This is a genomic window from Sinomicrobium endophyticum, from assembly GCF_052983315.1.
Genome location: NZ_JBRKIS010000053.1, coordinates 69,155 through 90,164, shown reverse-complemented (window position 1 = coordinate 90,164; position 21,010 = coordinate 69,155). Strand labels below are relative to the sequence as shown.

Annotated in this window: 11 protein-coding genes; 2 read left to right on the top strand and 9 right to left on the bottom strand. The window is 45.1% G+C overall.

The genetic code is table 11. The annotated features are described in order from the left end of the window. Positions 1-8 precede the first annotated feature (8 nt). Positions 9-842 (bottom strand): IS5 family transposase, encoded by an 834-nt coding sequence (locus tag ACVBDU_RS20625; protein WP_447177729.1) that lies wholly within the window; start codon positions 840-842, stop codon positions 9-11. 96 nt (positions 843-938) lie between these two features. Between ACVBDU_RS20625 and ACVBDU_RS20620 the strand changes: the two genes are divergently transcribed. Both ACVBDU_RS20620 and ACVBDU_RS20615 read left to right on the top strand, forming a co-directional pair. Further along, positions 939-1,631, top strand: coding sequence for a mechanosensitive ion channel family protein (locus tag ACVBDU_RS20620; RefSeq protein WP_447181585.1), 693 nt, complete (start codon positions 939-941; stop codon positions 1,629-1,631). 191 nt (positions 1,632-1,822) lie between these two features. Next, positions 1,823-2,236, top strand: a complete 414-nt coding sequence (locus ACVBDU_RS20615; protein WP_447181584.1) for a hypothetical protein — start codon at positions 1,823-1,825, stop codon at positions 2,234-2,236. A 255-nt stretch (positions 2,237-2,491) separates the two neighbouring features. Here the strand turns inward: ACVBDU_RS20615 and ACVBDU_RS20610 are convergent, their stop codons facing one another. The 8 genes from ACVBDU_RS20610 to ACVBDU_RS20575 form a co-directional block, all read right to left on the bottom strand. Continuing rightward, positions 2,492-4,015: a cellulase family glycosylhydrolase gene (locus ACVBDU_RS20610; protein ID WP_447181583.1), complete on the bottom strand. Its 1,524-nt coding sequence runs from the start codon at positions 4,013-4,015 to the stop codon at positions 2,492-2,494. Positions 4,016-4,295: 280 nt separating this feature from the next. Then, positions 4,296-5,138, bottom strand: a complete 843-nt coding sequence (locus ACVBDU_RS20605) for a GH12 family glycosyl hydrolase domain-containing protein (RefSeq protein WP_447181582.1) — start codon at positions 5,136-5,138, stop codon at positions 4,296-4,298. 449 nt (positions 5,139-5,587) lie between these two features. Further along, entirely contained in the window at positions 5,588-7,594 is a 2,007-nt protein-coding gene (locus ACVBDU_RS20600) for a glycoside hydrolase family 97 protein (RefSeq protein ID WP_447181581.1), read from the bottom strand. Positions 7,595-7,619: 25 nt separating this feature from the next. Beyond that, positions 7,620-10,106 carry a beta-galactosidase GalB gene (gene galB / locus ACVBDU_RS20595; RefSeq protein WP_447181580.1) on the bottom strand — a complete coding sequence of 829 codons (2,487 nt, stop codon included), beginning with the start codon at positions 10,104-10,106 and terminating at the stop codon, positions 7,620-7,622. Between the two features lie 91 nt (positions 10,107-10,197). Next, positions 10,198-11,634: a hypothetical protein gene (locus ACVBDU_RS20590; protein WP_447181579.1), complete on the bottom strand. Its 1,437-nt coding sequence runs from the start codon at positions 11,632-11,634 to the stop codon at positions 10,198-10,200. A gap of 23 nt (positions 11,635-11,657) precedes the next feature. Continuing rightward, the gene (locus ACVBDU_RS20585; protein ID WP_447181578.1) at positions 11,658-13,241 is read right to left on the bottom strand and encodes a RagB/SusD family nutrient uptake outer membrane protein; all 1,584 of its coding nucleotides are present in this window, start codon (positions 13,239-13,241) and stop codon (positions 11,658-11,660) included. A gap of 14 nt (positions 13,242-13,255) precedes the next feature. Next, positions 13,256-16,378: a SusC/RagA family TonB-linked outer membrane protein gene (locus ACVBDU_RS20580; RefSeq protein WP_447181577.1), complete on the bottom strand. Its 3,123-nt coding sequence runs from the start codon at positions 16,376-16,378 to the stop codon at positions 13,256-13,258. A 405-nt stretch (positions 16,379-16,783) separates the two neighbouring features. Next, entirely contained in the window at positions 16,784-20,971 is a 4,188-nt protein-coding gene (locus ACVBDU_RS20575; protein ID WP_447181576.1) for a hybrid sensor histidine kinase/response regulator transcription factor, read from the bottom strand. Positions 20,972-21,010 lie beyond the last annotated feature (39 nt).

The window sequence follows — 21,010 nt, the reverse complement described above, 5'->3', positions numbered from 1 at the left end:
GAATTCGTTTAAACTTTTTTCTTTTTGATGGGTTTGAACTTTTTCAAAGCTAACACAATAAAAGCAAGATAGTTAAACCCTGTCCAGCTTGCCACGGTGGTGTCAAACCTGTTTAGTAATGACCGGAAACTGTCCATCCAGGCATTGGTTCGCTCGATGGCATATCGCTGGTCATAAAGTTCTTTGTCAAAATAGTCATCTCTGTCCTTGTCACTGTTACGCCTGTTGAAACAGATATTGGCATTGATTTCCTTTTGGGCACAAGCCTGTCGGAAATCCTTGGAATCAAAGCCCGCATCAGCATTGAGGAACAACCCATCCACACGGAGGTCAGCATCTTCCAGAGTACCAGTGACTACTTCGAACTGCACCTCAATGTTATACAGGTCGTTATGATTGCCGGCAACAGGTTCAGACATAGCTAAAGGTAGTCCCTGCCTTTCGCTAAGGTATAGGGCATTGGTGGTTTTGCGCTTCTTACGGCCTTGGTATTCCACTTGTTCCCCGCCCCTGATGGCCGAGGTGTGACTGCCATCCAGGTCCACACTGGAAAGGTCAAGTTTTGATTTATGGCGGTTGAGGAAGCTCACCCAACAGTCTTTCCAAAAACCGCACAAGCACCATTTCCGGTAATGGTAGTAAACCGATTGCCAACTTAGCACTTTACTGTCAAAAAGGGCTTTTACAGGCACTTGATGCCACTGCACACCGGTCTTGAGCTTGTAGAGGATGGCGTTAACAATCTCAACCAATGGAACGGTCGGGGCAAATCCTCGATGAGTTTTAGGTATGTAAGGAACTATTTCCAATTCTATCGTATCTTTGTCAAGTACAGAGTACATAAAGGGTTGGTTTAGATAATTGTATGTTTCGCAACACAAATATCTTCAACCCTTTTTTATTTTTAAAAAAAGTTTAAACGAGTTCTGATCGTACTTTTGATTGGCGGCATATTAAAATTATCTAAAATCGATAAGCTCTCGGCAAAAATCAACGAGGCGGATTTTCTGGAGAAGTCTTCTTTTAAAATCGACCTGCGCAAGGTAATACTGTTTTTCATCAAGTGTTTTGCAATCCTTATCCTGCTTATAATGGGGGCCGACATGCTGGGACTTACGGCAGTATCGGACGTTGCCGGCCAGTTAATCACGTATTTGCCCCGCTTTTTAAGTGGAGTGGTTATATTAGCCATAGGAATTGTAATTGCAACTTTTGTCAAAAACGCTATACAAGGGATGCTAAAATCCTTTGACATGAGTGGCTCTAAGTTTATAGCGGGACTGGCCTTCTACGTTATCTTAATAATAACAGCCATTACAGCCCTTAACCAGATCGGGGTAAACACCGATATCATTACCAATAACATTCTCATTCTTCTGGGCGCCTTCCTCGCGGCTTTTACCATTGCACTCGGATTGGGTTCAAAAGATATCGTATACCGGCTTATACTTGGTTTTTACACCCGTAAAAATTTTGAAGCGGGAATGAGAATCCGCGTAGACGGCGTGGAAGGAATAATTGTTCTGATCGATAACCTAAGCCTTGTTGTAGCTATGGAAGATAAAAAAATAGTGTTCCCCATAAAAAATATTACCAATAGAAACATCGAAATACTTCATGATAATCCGTAGTACCGAACGAAACCGGATTCCCACAATTGCAAACACCATTAATAAAGTACTGTATATCAACATACTAAATAATATTTTATTCCAAATGTGACTTTTTGATCTCTTCTGTGTCCAAATATATAGAACAGAAGAAGCTTACAGTCCCTAAAGACTTTTCAGACTTTAGGCCGCTTCTTCAAAATTCGAGAGATATGTTTGGATTTAAAAAAAGAGAATTGACAGAAGACGAAAAATACATCAAGGAGATCATACAGTATTTTTCCGAGAACGACAGTGTGAAGAAATTGATTTCTCCGATTTCCGAAGAGTACTTTCTTATTGACGATGAGAATCAAATATACATTTGTATCGGAAATGGTAATTTCTCACTTTCCAATCATAAGTTTCTATATGAAAAAGTTTTTAATCTCTCCTTTACCGAAGAGCTTAAAAAACAGGTAAGACACAATATGGAAACGGAGATGCAGGCGCTGAAAAAATCGTTGTTTAAAAACGAAACTGATCTTTTGGATAAAGTATTGAACATGGTTAACAATGCTAAAAAAGGACAGATCTTAAATCACGATTTTCTTAGCGATAAGAAACTTGTACGCGGACAGGCATAGTAATTTATAATTTAAGGTTGGTTTTGAAAAAGCTGCCGGATTTAAAAATTCCGGCAGCTTTTTTGATTTAAAATTGAACTTTTACTTCTTTTAGGGTTTTGTCCAGAACTTTGTGCTCTTTGTGGTTGATTAATATCTCCTGAAATCTTTTTTACCACAAGGCAAAACGTATCTTGATCTTTGGTATACGGGTATACGGGTATTCGGGTATACTCGTATGACAAAATCAATTTTTGTCATGCACTAAAAGACCTGTTAATTTAATCCGGCCAGCAAAGCATCCAGTACCTGGGTATCATAAACCGTATTATCTGCACGGTTAATGATGCCGAAACCATTATTCCCTGTACTTCCTTCATCCCAGTAAAAAGGCAACAGGCCATTTGCTTTCGCCTGCCTTACCACGTATTCCGAATAATACGCCCGCGATGCCAGGTGCAAGGTAAGATCGTCCCCGGTCAATGTAGTGCGCCTGATAGTTCCGAACTCTCCCAGGACAACAGGGATACCCTGATCTACAAACCGGGTTTTCATCAGTTCGAAACTGGCATCTAACGCGCTTTCTTCTCCCCATGTCGAATTTCGGGAAGTATCGGTTGTAGAGTGATGTCCGTCTCCCCAGTAATAGAACATAGTTCCCCAGCTTGCATCTTCGGTAAGACCGCAAAATTGCCATGGATCGTAATAATGCACTTCTACCATCATACGATCGGATACCGTATCCGCAGGCAATGTGGTCATCAGGTCATTCGTCTTTTGAATATTCGTAGTCGGCCCCTGGACAATTAACGTACGATACGCATTTTTACCTCCCGTGGACCGGACGGCATCAATAAATGTTTGGTGATAGGATGCCAGTACGGCCATTTGCGTTGCATCTTCGACAGCCGGTTCGTTGGTACCGGCAAATAACAAATGCTCGTCATAATCCCGGAAATGCGTTGCTATCTGTTCCCAAAAGGCTTTTTGTTTCGCGTTGTTTTGCTCCTGTTTGTCCTCGGTGACATTATCTTCAAGCCATCCGCCATCCCAGTGGATATTCAGAATGGTGTACATATTGTTATCTATACAATACTGCACCACCTCTTTTACCCTGTTGAGCCAGTCTATGCTAATTTCTGCAGTATTATTATTGGCGTGCTGATTCCAGGAACACGGTATTCTTACTGCGTTAAAACCACTTTGTTTTACCCGGTCAATCAGCGCTTTGGTAACTATCGGATTTCCCCAGGCTGTTTCACCACCAGTGGCTTCCAGGCTGTTTCCCAGGTTCCATCCCAGGTTTATCTGAGCAGCCAGCCCTGTAGCAGTGCTGCTCATCCCTGTTGCATCCGCAGGGATAGGATTGGTGTTGTAATCCGGATATATACCGGATGATGATGCAACTCCCGTTTGAGTAACCGGAATTTTTACCGGCTTTATTTTATTGGCATTTATAGTGAGAACCGTAGAGCGCTCCTCCAAACCGGCCTGTTTTGAGGCTGTTATGGTTACGGTAGTAGTGCCGGCAGTGCCGGAGGTTTCACTGAAAGTTATCCAATCGGTTCCGGAACTGCTTATCACCCATTTATCTACATTTGTGGTAATGGTCAGGTCATAACTGCTTTCCGCACCTTCAAATGCTATATTCGCAGTACTTGCAGTAAGGGTTTTATCGCCCTCTCCTTTTAGTTCCGTGCTGTCTTCCTCCATGGTGTTGTCTTTGCTGCAGGACCAAAATCCCATAGAGATAAAACAAACCAAAAGGCCGATAACGACTTTACTCTTTATATTTTTCATTTTTAAAGTATTTGGTTTAGTGCATGACAAAAATTGTTTTTGCTACCATTTAACCGGAACATCATTGGCCGTTACATCCTTTCCGGTAATAGATACAACTGTCGGATTGGCCTCAGGAAGTTTTTTGTAACTATGTTAAAGGCCTGTCTGTCTAAAGTGGTTTATTGAGTATGTTTAATGTGCCAATTAGCAATCCATGTGCTTAACTGGATAATGAACAGGAAACAAGATAAAACTCATTAGTTCATTATCCAATTTGCTAATTGGCACATTCTCCATTCTAATTATAGGATACCCAATAACTATTGGTAATGAAATCCTTACCTCCGGGAGATGCACTAATCTCGTATCCGAGTTGTACGGTACTCAGGGTAATAGCTTCATTTTTAAACCATTTCTCGTTCGGGGTCTGGGCTGTCCGGTTCTTTATCCAGTTAAGGATCGCTTTTATGTCTACTGTAGCTGCCGAGGTATTTCCTGTTCTTACAAAGGAGAATACCCGGTTGCCTATACCCTGATTTTCGTTGCCGTTATGGCCGTTATATATATTCCAGGTATGGCCGCCTATATAAACATTGGTAGCGACGGGAATGGGATTTCCGGTACCGGACCACTCGTAGGAGATAGGTTTTACCCCACCTTCTTTGTGCATCCACAACATGATCTCATAGTCGTGATTATTGCACCATATATCATAAGCTGCCACATAATGTCCGCCGGATGGCACGTTTATATTAAAACCGGAAGTACAGCTGTTCAGGGTATTGATATTGATATTCACATTCCTGCTGCTGTTGGGATAGGATTTTATGCCATCCGTATCGGGATGATCGGCCCATACGCCCCAGTTGCTATAACTGTTGGCCCACATCACCTGTACACTGCCGTTTACCATACCCCAGATATTGTTGTAAAGGGTATAACCGCCGTTATTCCATGAACCGTACCGTTCATCCGTAGACCAGGCTACTGCCTGAGCAGCTGCCGATGCTTCTTCCCCAGTGGTTTGAGCAGTGGAAAACTCGGGTTCGGAGAGATTCGCTACCTGATCTTCTTCCTGGTTACAGGAAACTGCCAGTACCAGGGCTAAAATTCCTGCTGTAATGTTGGTTTTTGTTTTCATAAGATATTGGGTTTTAGAGTTTGTTTAAACTGGATTGATTGTAGCGAAAAACACCCTTGCGCCGGCTGGCTCGTTCGCTAAAATAACCCACAGGGTTATTTTTATACGCTCCGCCCTGTTCCATATGAAGGCTTTTTGAGCCGCATAGCCATAGCTATGGGACGAGAAAAAGACGAATATGGGGCAAAAAGGGCATTTTTTTAGCCAATTGAATTCAGTTTAAACAAGCTCTTAGTTAAAAAATTGATTTTCATTTTTTGAACAGGAGACCGGTGACGGATGGATCTCCGGTCTCCTGTAATCAGCCACATATTCCTTTACATTTAGCACATGACAAAAATTAATTTCGTCATACGAGTACGCCTGTGGCCGAGTGTACGAGTTATCAACATCCATCCACATACCCGTATACCCGAACACCCGTATACCCGATTCTCGGGCGTCGAATATTATTTTTTCACGAACCGGATAGCGGTTCCGCCACCTTTTCCCAAATGCAGCTCCAGGTGATCTTTTGAGGTCACTTCCCTGGTACTGATCTCTACCCCGGAAGGATTGGTTTCATACCCGGTTCCTTCGGGATCGGCATAGATTTGGGCCTCATAGGTCACTCCTTCCTCAAGAAAATCGAGGGTTACTTCTAAGGAGCGTTCCTTTTCGTTAGTGATACTTCCCAAATACCAGTCGTCGCTGTTCTTGTCTTTCCTGACCGTAGTAATATATTCACCGATCTCCGCATGCAGCACTTTAGTGTCAAACCAGTCAACAGGCACATCCTTCAAAAACTGAAATGCCGGGTTGCCGTCATAATTCTCAGGCAAATCGGCCAGCATTTGAATAGGCGAATACAGCACCACATACAGCGCCAGTTGTTTGGCGGCTGTGGTGTGAACGTCACGCCCTTCATGTCCTTGCTCAATCTCCACATCCAGTATTCCGGGGGTGAAATCCATAGGTCCGGACAGCATCCTGGTAAACGGCAGAATGACTTCATGTGAAGGCGGATTGCCCTCGCTCCAGGCGTTGTATTCCTGCCCTCTGGCCCCTTCGCGTGCCATCATATTGGGATAGGTCCTGCGTTCGCCGGTATCTTTAATAGGTTCGTGGAAGTTCACGGCAAGCTGGTATTCCACGGCCTTATCCAGTACAAACCTGTAGTAGTCCACCCCGAATTGCCCGTGGTGCCATTCTTTCATATTCAGCTTTGAACCTACCTGGCCGATCTTTATATCGTGCATGCCGTATTTTTGGTAAAGCCCCATCCCGGCATCGATCTGTTCCAGGTAATTGATTATGTTGGACCCGGTTTCGTGGTACCCGATAACATGCACTCCTTTCGATCTGGCATAATCGGTCACTTCTTTAAGGCTGAACCTATCGGCATCCTCGGTGAAACTGAACATGTGCATGGCGTTTTCGTACCATTGCGGGGTCCAGCCCTTGTTCCACCCTTCGATAAGGAGATGATCTATACCCAGTTTTTCACAGTAATCGATATACATTTCGGCATTTTCGGTAGTGGCTCCCTGAATGGGGCTTTCCCAAAACGAATATTTACCGATGTGCATCCCCCACCAGATACCGAGGTATTTGTGTGGTTCTATCCAGCTGGTATCTTCCAGTTTGTTGGGGTCGTTCAGGTTCAGTATCATGTAAGAGGTGATAAGGTCGCCCGGGGTTTCCGCGATCTGAAGGGTACGCCACGGCGTGGTAAACGAACCGCCGGTCTTTACCCGGTCGCCATCGGCCCAGGGCACGAGGTCACATTTGAGATCGGTGTCATTTTCACGTACCAGTGTCATACTCGCGTAATCGATGAGTTTTGCTTCGTGGAAGCTTAAAAACAATCCGTCCCTGCTTTTAATGGTGAGCGGGGTATGAACCGTATCTAAAGTGCTTACCGCCGATTTGGTAAACAAGTATTCATAACGGTTATCCTGGTAAGCCGGGATCCACCACGCATCCCCGTCACTGTTGAGGTTAAAACGGGTGAGTTCGTCCATGACCACCAGGCTGTCCCCGCTGCCGTTGCCGGGATATTGATATCGGAAAGCAATGCCGTCGTCAAACGCCCTGAACTGTATTTTAAGTTGTCGTTTTTGTTCCGATTCTTCCTGAAGGACGACTTCCAATTGTTGGTAACGGTCCTGTACAAACTGTTTTTCTCCCCAGACCTGCTCCCAGGTTTCGTCATGCTCGGTAATGTTCGTATCCAGTACGGTAAGGTTGTTATACAGGGAGTCCCCGTTCTTAAAGACAAAGCCCATACCGGATGTGTTGATAACCCCGGTTTTTCCGTGTTTTACCGAGTATGAGGGTTTTCCCTCTTTTAACTCAAAAGTGATAATGTTTTTTCCGTTCGGGGAATTGACGGCAATCTTTGTGTCTTTGTTTTCAGGTGTCCCACAACCAAATACAAGAGCTGTGAGTACTATCGATGTCAGCTTTCTGATCATTTTTATTTTTTTGATTTCTTATGTTTTAGTTAAGACCTTCTCCACGCTTTTTTATGGCACTTACAGCCAGTGTTCCGGACTTTAAATCGTTGCTTTTAGCTGTCAGTTGTATTTCTCCTTCTGTTTCGGACGATTGTACAATAACCAGGCATTTGCCGTAAAAGGCCTTCCTGTTTTTAGCTTTAAAGGATTCGTGACTGGTGGGATCGCCGTTGTCCACCCCGATAATTTTTCCGGGCCCGGATATTTCAAATTCGACCCTGTCGGTTGCCGTTGGGACCAAATTCCCGTCCGCATCGACAATGGAAACGGTGACAAAAGCGAGGTCTCTGCCATCTGCCGATATGGTACTCCTGTCGGCTTCCAGTTCTATTTGAGCAGGTTCTCCGGCAGTTTTAATTTCTTTGACCGACACTTCCTTACCGTTTTTTCTGGAAACGGCTTTCAGCGTTCCGGGTTTGAAAGGGACACGCCACATGACATGAAGGTCATCACCTTTTTTGGAGCGTTTTCCGAGCGATTCGCCGTTGAGGTACAATTCTACTTCATCCGCATTGGAATAATACGCCCAGATATCGACTTCCCTTCCGGGTTCCCAGTTCCAGTGCGGGAATACGTGGAGTACGGTTTCGTCCGTCCATTCGCTTTTGTACATGTAGTACGCATCTTTCGGGAAACCGGCCAGGTCGATCACACCAAAATAAGAGCTCCTGGAGGGCCATATATATGGGGTAGGTTCGCCCAGGTAATCGAAACCGGTCCAGATGAACATCCCGGACATAAAATCGTGTTTTTTGATCACCTTCCAGGTCTCTTCATGGGTGGAACCCCATGGGGCGCTTACCTGGTCGTAAGCCGAAACGGTATTGTCCGGATTCCCGTCCAGGAAAAGCCGGTCCCAGCGGTAAGGCCATCTTTTTACCGAATCGGACCTTTGATCGTAATATCCCCTTGTCGCCAGCGCCGAAGTAGTTTCGGTAGCGATAAACGGGGTATCCGGAAAATTGATCTGATGTTGCGTATAGGTCTGATGGGCATAATTATACCCGATGAGGTCCAAAGCTCCCGATCCTGCGAGGGCATTTGGTTTTGCCGGTTCGGCAAACTGTAAGGTAACATCCTTTTTATTGGTGTGAATGGGTGGGTTCATCCCGGCGGTTACCGGGCGGGTACTGTCCAGGCTTTTGACCATTTTGGATAGTTTTCTGCCGATCTCGGCACCCCGTTCTTCCCATTGTTCCGGGATCTCATTACCGATACTCCACATAAAAACACTGGGGTGGTTGCGGTCGCGTTTAACGAAATCAATAAGGTCCCGCTCATGCCACTCCTCCCAATACAGGCTGTAATCGTACTTGGATTTACCTTTTTCCCACATATCGAAAATTTCATCCATCACAATAAAGCCCATCTTATCGCAAAGCTCCAGCAGTTCCGGGGCGGGCGGATTGTGGGATGTCCTTATGCCGTTTACTCCCATTCCCTTTAGTATTTCCAATTGTCTTTCCAATGCCCGCGTATTGATGGCGGCTCCCAGGGCGCCGAGATCATGGTGATTGCAAACCCCTTTTATTTTTACCTGTTTTCCGTTCAGGATAAAGCCTTTGTCAAGGTCAAAAGTGAAGCTGCGGATACCAAACGGCGTTTCGTGACTGTCTGCCAGTTTACCGCTTATATAAATGTCCGTTTTCAGTGTGTATATGTTTGGCGTTTCTACCGACCAGAGTTCAGGGTTTTCCACCTGGTGGTCGTCGACAATCCGATTGACTTCTCCCGTTTTCAGTGTTACTGTTTGTTCTCTTTCGGATATTTTTTCGCCCTGGAAAAGCACCGAGATTTTAATAACTCCTTCCCTGTTTTCGGAGTGGTTGTTTTCTACTTCCACCTCCATATGAACATCCGCCCGGTTTTCATCGATCTTCGGTGTGGTGATATAGGTCCCCCGGTTTTTCACATGTACTTTGCCGGTTGTGATAAGCCATACATTGCGGTAGATTCCCGAACCGGAATACCAACGGGAATTGGGCTGTTGCGAATTATCTACCTTTACCGTCAGGGTGTTTTCCGATCCCAAACTGAGATAAGGCGTCATGTCGTATTCAAAACCGATATAGCCGTTGGGACGTTTTCCGAGTAATTTTCCATTGAGATATACCTCGCTGTTCATGTAAACTCCATCAAACCGTATGTACATCTGTTTGCCGGTGTATTCCGAAGGAATGTCGAAGGTCTTTTTATAGTAACCGACACCTCCTGGTAGTGCACCGCCACCAAAGGTAGCCGGGTGTTTTTCATCAAACTTCCCTTCTATGCTCCAGTCGTGCGGGAGGTCCAGTGATCTCCAGTTATTGGCAAGGGTATCTTTTTTGACCGGATCCGAAAGCTGGAAATTCCAGTTTCCGGTGAACAGTTGTTTGCGCTTTACATCCTGCGGCGCCCGATCGGGATTACAGGATGTTGCAAACAAGACAAGAATGAGCGTGGATATATATAGAGAATATGTTTTATTCATCGGGTGGACTAAGGGTTAAAAAGATGGGCCGCCTCCAAAAAATGAAAATTCACCAGCACCGGAAACGGCCTCATCATCAACAATCTACAGTTTATGGTATTGGTATTACATAATGAAAGGCAAACCATTCATCTTTGGATTCGTCATAACTTGTCCCGAACCAGATGCCTTTTTCCGCATATTCATCGCCATAGGCTTTTACTACTGTGATGACATTGGCTGTGGAATTTATTCCGCTATCAGGATTTTGCAACAGGGTTTCCCCTTCCAATGTAATTTCGTTGGTCTCTTCGTCAATGCTGAATGTTCCGGTAGTTTCTACACCGTTTTGGTAACGGACATAGTTTAAGGTTCCCCCAAACTGGTCAAACCTGATCCATGCCCCGTCTACGGCAGCATCCCAGCTATCGTTCCAGCCCCAGTCGCGCGTATCTGCGTGTGAAGTGGTCCACCCGTTGCCTCCTGCAATCCAATCTATAGGGTTACCTGTGGCATCCACCGTCCAGGTTCTTCCGGACCCGGCGCCACCTGTAAGCATACCCAGTAATTCTCCGGGAGCAAAGGAAGGGTCGAAACCTTCGTCAGGCTCAGGAATGGTTTCTTCGGGCACCCAGTTGTCGCTGTATTCTTTAGAGATGAAGTTGTATACCAGGTAAGCGGGATTAGGATCGCAACTGGTTTTTCTTACAACACCGAGCTGCATGTAGTCTTCGGTCAGCGAAAAAATCCTGATACTTCCCCAGTTATCCACGCAATTTTCGTTTCCTTCCTGGTGCAATATTCCAACATCGACCAGGTTGAGTGTCTTGGCATCCTGATCCAGGAAATAGGTCCCGGATTCGGTACCTCTTGAAGGGATCATCAAATGCTCGGCAGTGACAAACGGTCCTCCGTCCAGGCTAAAGGTTATGGAACCGTAATCTCCAGCAGGAGCGAGCCATTGATTTCCGGCCCAATCCGGGTTCCAATTCCAGCAAGTAGTATTATCACCACCGTAACAACCGGTATCACCTCCATCCCAGGAACCACCGCCTTCCAACCATCCCATATCCGAACCATAGAAATATTGGGGACCCTCAAAATATTTGGAAATCCCATCCGCATCCAGGTCCAGGTACCAGGTTTTGGACTTGCCTACTCCTCCGGAGAGCGCTTCCCAAAGCGGATCGCTTACATAGTTGAGGTTATCATCCGTAACGGTTATATCCACAGGATCCATTTCCACTACTCCACCGGCTGTCGACGCCGAGAATTTGATGGTATAATCACCTTTAAAAGCATATCGTACGGTATCTACGGCACGGTTGGAACGCCCGGTGCCGTAATCCCATATGGAAACGGTCTCCGGCGTATTGTTTATCAGGATCACCGTATTTCCCCCTGCATCGGCATCGAAATCCTGTATAACTTCGAAGTGAATATCCGATGTATCCAGTTTTTCTCCCAATTCGTAATCGTTATTCTGACAGGATGTTGCGAGTAGCCCCGTCAGCAATAACACGGATAAAGTATATCTGAAAATTTTCATGTCTTATCTTTTTAAATTAACTGTTACCACCCGGTATTTTGCTGTAACACACCATTGGACAGCGTTATCTGGTTGTTCGGTATTTGTTGCAATCCGCCGGTACTCTCCACATTCTGAGCCGAAATCACCTTGTTGGTCGCTACACCTCCGCTCAGGAGGGGGGTGTTCTCGGCCAGTTCGGCCGCCGCGGTACTGATCCCCTGGCGAAGCAGGTCCCAATACCGGATACCTTCCAATGCAAATTCCAATTGCCGTTCCCTCAAAATGTTTTGTGGATTTGCCGGGATGGCCGTAAAATTTTCTTTATAGGCCCTCTGCCGTACCTGGTTAAAATACGCCTGGGCATTGGAACTGCCCAACTCCGCGGCCATCAACAGCACATCGGCATATCTCATAACAAAATAGTCCTGGAACTGACCGATCTGGAAACTCTCTCCTCCTACTTCGTCGGTAACACTGTTTCCATCTTCATCAATCATAGGGCTGTATTTTTTGTTATAGTACCCCGTATATTCCCTGTGACCATCTTGTTTGTCATAGGGGATCTCCTCTTCATCAATAGCAATGACACTGGCTCCCCGGCGAGTATCATTCTCATTATAAGCATTCCACAATTTAGGGTTTATTGTTATCCCCCAACCTCGTCCGTAGGGATAGTGGTCATAGTCCCGCATACCAAACATCACCATCCAGTGATTGCCATCCGTGTTTCCATCATAATCGCTGGTGTAGGTATGTTTTACGGAAAACACTACTTCCGGGTTGTCTTCACCGGCATAATCTTCTACGGAAGCTGCAGGCCAAAGTGTTGAAAAATCATCCACCAGGCTATGTCCGCTGTTGGCAATTACATCTTCCAGGTAAGCAAGGGCCTGGGGTTTACTTACTATCCCTACAAGATCAGAAGCGTTATAATACCCCGTGTAGTACAAAAATACCCTGGCTACCATAGCCTCGGCGGCCCATTTGGTAACCCTTCCGCTTTCTACCTCGGTGTAAGGTTCTTCCGGAAGGTTTTCCGCGGCAAAAACCAGGTCTTCAGCTATCAGCTTATACACCTCATCAGGATCTGCCTGGGGGACATTTTCGGTGGTCGGTTCGATAATAAGCGGGATATGGCCCCAAAGGCGTACCATTTCAAAATACAGGTGTGCCCTTATAAACCGGGCTTCCGACTCGTATTGTACTTTTATATCGGCATCATCGCCCCAATCAATATCGGCCATCTTCTGTATCAACACATTACAGCGATATAGCGCCTTGTAATATTGTATCCAGTTATTTTCGTACAGGTTGGCATCGGCAGGCGACCTGGAAATATCGAATTCATCTACAGCCTGGAAGCCATATCCGTCGGAATTACCCGTACCGCCAAAGCAGTTATCCGAAAGTACTTCGCTTGCTACAGGGAAACTCAATCCGCCAATCCCCCCGGAAGCGATCTGCATGCCGTCATAACATCCTACAAGCGCATAAGAAGCACTGGTAGGATTATCGTAAAAATTCTCGTCCGTACCCTCCTGTGGTTCTACATCCAGAAAGTCTTTCGAACAGGCCCCCAACGCCAAAATGCCAAGTATCCATATATATTTCAAGGAATTTTTCATCTTTTCAAAGTTTTTTAGAATTTAACATTTAACCCCATCATAAATGTCCTCGGCCTGGGATAATACCCAAGATCTACGCCCGAGGAAAAGTTATAATCGTCATTCGAAATTCCATATCCGATCTCGGGATCCATACCATTATAATTGGTAAATGTGTAAAGGTTTAGCACAGAAGCGTAAACCCGGAACTGGCTGGCGAAGAATTTTTTGTTCAACTTTAATTTGGCTATATCAAAACCAACGGTCACGTTGCTGATCCTCAGAAAATCCCCGTCCTGTACATAGAGGTCGGAAAAGTTTACCCAGTTCCTGTTGTCTTCGGTAACTCTCGGCACACTGTTGGACGAACCGGGACCGTGCCAGCGGTCCAGGATTGCCGTAGTGTGGTTGGCATACTGGCTGGACTGGTTTCTGTACGATTGTACGATCTGATTGCCCGCTACACCATTGGCCTGCAGGGAGAAATCGAAGGCTTTATAGTCCAAAGCAATGTTAAAACCGAAATTGAGATCGGGATTGGGGTCCCCGATGTTTATCTTGTCCAGGTCGTTAATAACTCCATCCCCGTTCTGGTCTACATAAATAACATCTCCCGGTTGTGCCGAAGGTTGTATCAAGGTTCCGTTTGAGGTGTGGTTCAGCACGTCCTGTTCGGTTTGAAAAATACCTGCGGTTTCGAGTCCCCAGAAATATCCCAGGGGATACCCGCTCTGCGCCCGGTAAAATTCTGAGGAATTATCAAACAACTGTTGAGTTTCCCCGTGAATAATACCGTCTTCCGTAGGGATGTTACCCACGGTATTTTTGTTGTAAGCGCCGTTAACTCCTACCGTGAAATTCAGGTCTTTAATATTACCACGGTAACTTAAGGCCAGCTCTACCCCTTTGTTTACTACATCTCCACCATTGATCCAGGGCGCATCGGCACCTGCTGTAGCAAGGATAGGAGGCTTGATCAGCCAATCCTTGGTGGTCTTCTTGTACCAATCGAAATTAACCGTAAGACTGTTGCGGAACAAGCGGGCATCAAAACCGATATCTATCTGCTCGGAAGCCTCCCATTTCAGGTCAGGATTGGCATATCTGCTCGGATAGGCTCCGGGCCTCAGAACACCTTCTTCATTTCCGAAAATGTAATTGGTATATGCAAATGTTACGGGCGACAGATATTGAAAGTTACCTGCGTTCTGGTTGCCTACCTGCCCCCAGCTTCCTCTCAGCTTAAAGAAATCCAGCCAGTTGGTATTGCCGAGGAATTCTTCTTCTGTTACTATCCATCCCGCCGAAACCGAAGGAAAATAGCCCCAGCGGTTGTCCTGGTGGAACTGCGAAGAGCCATCTGCCCTGAAGGTGGCGTTTAAAAGGTATTTGTCTTTGTAGGTATAATTCAGCCTTCCGAAATACGACATCCTTTTGTTGCTGTTCCTCGGTCCGCCATTTAATGTTATCTGCGCACCGTCGGTGTTCAGGGCATTGTCCAGCCATGCGCGCTTCAGATCGTCAAAAACCAGGTTAACATTGCTTCCGAACATATAGTTGTCTTCGTACTTGAATGAGGAAGTCCCCACCATAGCTTCGAAATTGTGGTTTTCCGCGATATTGAACTTATAGGTCAGCAGGTTATCCCATAAGAGAGAGTGTCCTTTGTTCGTGGACTGGCTGGCCGTAGTATAGTTATTGAAATTATAGACGGATAATTGATAGATGGGACTGAATGCATGCCCTTCGTTAGCCGTATAATCGATCCCCAGGCTTGTTCTGAATTTAAGGTTTTTCAGCAATTCGAATTCCAGGTAAACATTACCGACAAGTTTTTGGCTGTTGTTCCTGTTCTGGTTTCCGTAAACCATGGAAGCATACGGATTTGATTGTCCGGCCAACCAGCCTTCGGTATCATCGGAAGTATTATAATAGTTGCCGTTTTCGTCATAAAAAGGCACCAACGGGTTTGTATTGAATGCACCTCTTAATGAATTGTTATACTGGTTCCCTACACCGACACCATTGTTTTTAATGTAGGCGAAACTCAGGTTCTCCCCGAATGTCACCCTGCCGTCGTAGAGTTTGTGTTCGGAATTTATCCTGAAGTTATAGCGTTCGTAATTGGAGAGGTCCCTACCGCCAACAATACCTTCTTCTGAAGTATAGGAAAGTGAAGATGAAAACACGGAGTTTTCTGAGCCCCCGGAAACACCCAGGGTGTAATTCTGGGTTACCGCATTGTCTTTAAACATGGCGCCCATCCAATCCGTACCGCTTCCCATGGCATCGATATCGCTATTGCTGAAGTAAGGCAGTTTTCCGGAATTTACGGCAGCTTCATTGAGTATACTGGCGTATTGCCCGGCGTTGAGCATATCTATTTTATTGGCTACCTTCTGTACACCGTAATATTGGTCGAAGGTCATTTGTAAATCTCCTTTTTTGCCACCTCTTGTAGTAACCAGGACCACTCCATTGGAAGCCTGTGAACCGTAAATAGCTGCCGAAGCGGCATCTTTTAAAATAGAGATCGATTCGATATCGGAGTTGTTCAGGTACGATATGTCCCCGGTCAGTACGCCGTCCACTACATAAAGCGGTGCATTACCTCCCGTGGATCCCAATCCGCGGATAACCACATTCAAACCCGATCCCGGTTGCCCGGAAGTAGAAGTTATCTGAACCCCCGGAGTTTGCCCCTGCAGGGCCTGCAAAGCGTTGGTGGTACTCTGCTTTTGCAGTTGTTCGCCACCTACCTGTACATTTGCCCCGGTCACCAGGGCCTTTTTCTGTGTCCCGTAACCAATAACCACGACTTCATCCAGAATGTCAACGTCTTCGCTTAGTGCAACATCTATGACTGTCCTGTTATTTATGCTGATGGTCTGGGCGGTAAAACCGATATAGCTCACCCGGAGCGAGGCTTCGGGAGGAGCGGAAAGTTCAAAATTACCGTCAAAATCGGTAGTCACACCGGTGTTGGTTCCGATTATGAATACACTCGCACCCGGCAGAGGCATGTTATCCGAAGCGGAAGTAACCGTCCCTTTTACCGTAATTTCCTGTGCAAAACCGAACCATGTGCAAGCAAGGATAAAAAACAGGGATGTGACACTGTTTTTTCCCAACTTTAGTTTGAGATTAGTTTTTGTCATAAGTTTTTAACTTGATTGATTGTTGATTTAATAATTGATTTCTCATTAAATTATTTAAAAACTATTTTTAGTGCTTATTTAATGAGTAATTAGCAATCGCAAAGTATGTGAGTTAAGGGAATAGGGGGTGCATCAAATCATCATAATGATAGATCATTTGTTCACACCAGCGCGCTGTAGCCTGAAGAAGAAGCCGGATGCCCGGGATTATCATTGCGGAAGTAAACGGTAAGTAATTGTTTTTAATATGGTTGCGGTAGTTTTATAAAAAGCAAAGGGTATTTCGAAAAGCCCGGGACCGTAAAATTCACCCCATAGATCCCTTCCGTCAAAGTAAAGGAGAAATGGATAAAACACCTCAAAAGGCACGAAGGCAGGCGGCGGACTCCAACAGGGAAAACCTGTCTATGTTACGTGATGGTTCCTGGTTCCCTGTTTTTTGCTGATAAATTCCGAAGGTAGCATATGGTATTCCTGTTTGAAGTATTTGGAGAAGTATTTAGGGTGATTAAAGCCTACCGCAAAAGCGACTTCGGCAATGGTCATCTGGCTTTTCTTCAATAATTCGGCTCCTCTTTCCAGGCGTATCTTCCTGATGAATTCCAAAGGAGACTTTTCCAGTAAGGTTACGGTCTTGTTGTAAAGATAAGTACGGCTCACTGCCAATTTCCCTGCCAGCTCCTCTACGGAAAAATCGGGATTACTGATGTTGTCTTCAATGATCCGGACAGCATCCCGGATGAATTTGTCATCCATGGATACCAGTTCAATCTCACTGGTTTGGATGGTTATTTTCTTTTCATACTCCTTCTGGAAGGATTTTCTTTGTTTTATGAGGTTATTGACCCTGGACAGCAAGAGTTCAAAACTGAACGGCTTGGTAACATAATCACTCGCCCCGATTTTGAGTCCGTTGAGCTGATGCCTTTCCGAATCCTGGGCAGTAAGTAAGACAAATGGGATGTGCCGGGTCCTGGAATCTTTTCTTACTTTCTGGCAGAGTTCCACGCCATTCATGACAGGCATCATCACATCACTGACAATAAGATCGGGTAATGTAGAAAGGGTTTTTTGCCATCCTTCTTTGCCGTTTTTTGCCACATCCACCTGGAAATACGGGGTGAGGCTGTCTTTCAGGTAGAACAAAAAGTCTTCGTTGTCTTCGATGATCAGTATCCTGGATTTCGGGGAATCTCCCATAGCCGGGAAGATACTTGGATTTTTAATGTCTTCATCGTTTAGATATAAAATTGCGGTTTCCGGGTCCTTGCAATCCACCCCGGTAAGTTTACAGTTGGAATCGGCCTCTAACTCCTGCAATGGTAATTTTAATGTAAAAGTACTTCCTTTTCCTACTTCGCTTTCGACACTAATAGTCCCTCCGTGTATTTCAACAAATTCCCTTACGATGGACAGTCCTATTCCATTCCCCTGGTTTACCAGGGTTTCCGGGGTTTCTGACCTGTAAAAACGGTCGAATATCACTTCCTGATCTTTTGGTGATATCCCGACACCGTTATCTTTAACACTCAGTACCATGCTTTTGAACGGTTTCTGTAACGCCGGATCATCCACTATTTCCACCTCTACGACCACTTTCCCTTTTTCGGGGGTAAACTTAAATGCATTGGACAACAGGTTGAATAATATTTTTTCCATTTTGTCCATGTCAAAAGAGGCGTGAAACTCTTTTCTCCCGGCATGGAAGCTGAGATCTATTTGTTTATTTTCGGAAATTACCTGGAAAGAATTGACAGATTGTTCTATAAACTTGATCAGGTTTCCCTGTGAAAGGCACAGATCGAGTGAATTGTGTTCGATTTTCCTGAAATCCAACAGCTGGTTCACCATATTCAGCAAACGCCGTGCATTTCGGTGTATAAGTTCAAGGTGTTTGTGCTGATCACTGTTTTCCTGCGAATTTTTAAGGAGTTTTTCCACCGGGGATAATATAAGGGCCAGCGGGGTTTTAAACTCATGGCTGATATTGGTCAGGAACCGGATCTTCATCAGGTCCAGATTGTGTAAATAATTGGCTTCCCGTCTTTCCTGGTCCAGCTGAAAACGCATTTTTTGCTTTTTCAGGGTCCTGTACCTGGAAGCGTATAACAAACAGGCAATACACACGAAATACAGGAAATAAGCTATGGGGGTTTTATAAAAAGGGGCCAGGACGGTGATCTCCATAGTTGCAAACTGATCTTCCGGCGTCCATTTCAGATCGTTGTTGGAAGCGAGTACCTTAAACTGGTACGTTCCGGGATCCAGGTTGGTATAGGTTACCCGTCTCATCTCCGAATTTCCTTCCTGCCATTCCTGGTCAAATCCTTCCAGTTTGTATTTGTATTTGTTCTTAGACGGATGGATATAATTCAGTGCTGAAAATTCCAGTGAAAAAAGATTTTCATCGTGTTTAAGCGTAATGTTTTCGGTAACGGACAAGGGCCCTTTCAGTAAAACCCGGCCATTGAGATATTGGTCCTGCTCCACAGGCTTGTTAAAGAGATAAAAAGAAGTGAAAACAACTTTCGGCACATCGGTGTTCTGGCCGATGTTTGACGGGTTGAACATATTAAACCCGTTAGCACCGCCAACTATGATATCGCCATTACTTGTTTTGTAATAGGAATTAACATTGAACACATTTCCCTGGAGCCCATCGCTCTGATCGTAATTCCGCACAAAAAACCTGCCTTCTTCCCAGCATTTTCTCACCATCTGGGAAAGTCCGAAGGAACTTGTGAGCCATAAATCTCCCTCATTGTCCTCCATGATTCCCAGGATATCATTTCCGGACAATCCGTCTTTACGTGAAAACGACAAAAAACCGTCCTCCTGTTCCCGGAATAAATTTAGCCCGTTATTCGTTCCTACCCAGATGTTTTCCCGGCTGTCTATATGAATGGACAGTATAGAATTACTATTTATAGTATTGGATTTATGAGGGTTATGTTCATAATACCTGTTTGCACCGGTCTCCGGGTTAAATACCTCTATACCGTTTCCGGTCCCAACCCAAAGATTACCATACCTGTCTTCGGTAATTGCCGAAACAAAATTGGTGTGCAGCGGGTACAGGCCGCCGTGATCTACCGAATGGTGAAATACTCCCCGATCCCTGTCAAACAAATCCAACCCACCGGTCAATGTCCCTATCCAGAAATTTCCCCTGGAATCTTCATACATCTTCCAGATATTGTCACTATTTATAGAGTCCGGATCATCCGGATCGTGTTTGTAATGCTTAAAAGTCTTGCCATTAAACCGGTTCAGACCTCCCATATAGGTACCTACCCACAAGGTGTTGGATGCGTCTAACAAAAGAGAGACCACCACATCGCTGCTAAGGCTGCCGGGATCATCCGGGTCATTTTTATACCGGGTATATTCTCCTGTGGACCTGTTCATATAAATCAGCCCTCCCCCATTGGTCCCGATCCAGAGGTTTCCGGACCGGTCTTCGGTAAAAGTATTTACATCGTCAAAAGGAATGCTTTTCGGATCTGAAGCGAGCTTCCTGTAGTGCGGAAAACGGATCAGGTTCGGGTGGTAGAAATCCAGCCCGGTTTTGAAGGTCCCCACCCAAATGATCCCTTCATTATCCTTGTAGAGCGAAGTGATACTATTGTGGGAAATAGTACTTTTGATCTCCTTATTCTGGGTTATATAGGTAACCGAGAAATCACTTTTATCTATAATATTAATACCCCCGTGATCTGTACCAACCCATATACTGCCTTTTTCCTCCTCCACAATGCCGCTGATCCGGTCGGAATTAAGCCTGGTTCCGTGGTGTTGTTTATGGAATACGGACAGACTATCTTTATCCGCATCGTAATAAAACAAGCCGTTGTCGCCGGTATAATAGATCCAGATATCATCATCCCCGTCAACAAATAGTTTGAATGCAGGTTTGGCGCCTTCCGGCAGGTTGGTTACCGCCCGGTTTAAAGATTTGACCCTATTCGTCTTATGGTCAATTTTTTTTATAATGCCTGACTGATCTACAAACCAGATGTTACCTTCGGAATCTTGTGATAAATTAGAGATATCCTGAGAAACAATTCTTCCCTCTTCCGGTGGAATAGTTACGGGTATGACTTTTTGGGTACTGCTCTCGTATTTTGTTAAAGTGCCCCGGTCATGAATAAACCAGTAATTATTGTTTTTGTCGTTGTAGATCTCCAGGACTTCGGGAAATTTTTGCATGCCGAGTTGCCTGAGGACTTCGCTTTGGTCACTGGTGAATTTTTCTGTTTCCGGGTTTAAAATATTAATCCCCGCAGTTGTTTGAACCCATATATTACCTAAAGGATCTCCGAAAATCTGCTTTATATCATTGTTTTTGTATACAGTGGCATCCATCCGGTCAAAACGAAAGACCTTCATTTGATATCCGTCGTAACGATTAAGCCCGGTGGCGGTGCCAATCCAGACAAAGCCGTTTTTATCCTTAAAAAGGCAATTTACAGAGCCCGGTGTCAATCCTTCATTAATGTCAATATGGGAAAAACGCGGTTGTGTAGGCAGCCGGCTTCCGGAGGAATCAAGGATGCAGGTAAACGCTGCTATAATGAAAAACAGGTACTTCAAAATATTATCGGGTTAAATTGTCAATCCGCTGCCAATATA

Coding starts and splice junctions, on each gene's coding strand:
- ACVBDU_RS20610 (WP_447181583.1), bottom strand. CDS start 4,015: ATGAAAAATATAAAGAGTAAAGTCGTTATCGGCCTTTTGGTTTGTTTT.
- ACVBDU_RS20625 (WP_447177729.1), bottom strand. CDS start 842: ATGTACTCTGTACTTGACAAAGATACGATAGAATTGGAAATAGTTCCT.
- ACVBDU_RS20615 (WP_447181584.1), top strand. CDS start 1,823: ATGTTTGGATTTAAAAAAAGAGAATTGACAGAAGACGAAAAATACATC.
- ACVBDU_RS20600 (WP_447181581.1), bottom strand. CDS start 7,594: ATGATCAGAAAGCTGACATCGATAGTACTCACAGCTCTTGTATTTGGT.
- galB (WP_447181580.1), bottom strand. CDS start 10,106: ATGAATAAAACATATTCTCTATATATATCCACGCTCATTCTTGTCTTG.
- ACVBDU_RS20580 (WP_447181577.1), bottom strand. CDS start 16,378: ATGACAAAAACTAATCTCAAACTAAAGTTGGGAAAAAACAGTGTCACA.
- ACVBDU_RS20585 (WP_447181578.1), bottom strand. CDS start 13,241: ATGAAAAATTCCTTGAAATATATATGGATACTTGGCATTTTGGCGTTG.
- ACVBDU_RS20605 (WP_447181582.1), bottom strand. CDS start 5,138: ATGAAAACAAAAACCAACATTACAGCAGGAATTTTAGCCCTGGTACTG.
- ACVBDU_RS20590 (WP_447181579.1), bottom strand. CDS start 11,634: ATGAAAATTTTCAGATATACTTTATCCGTGTTATTGCTGACGGGGCTA.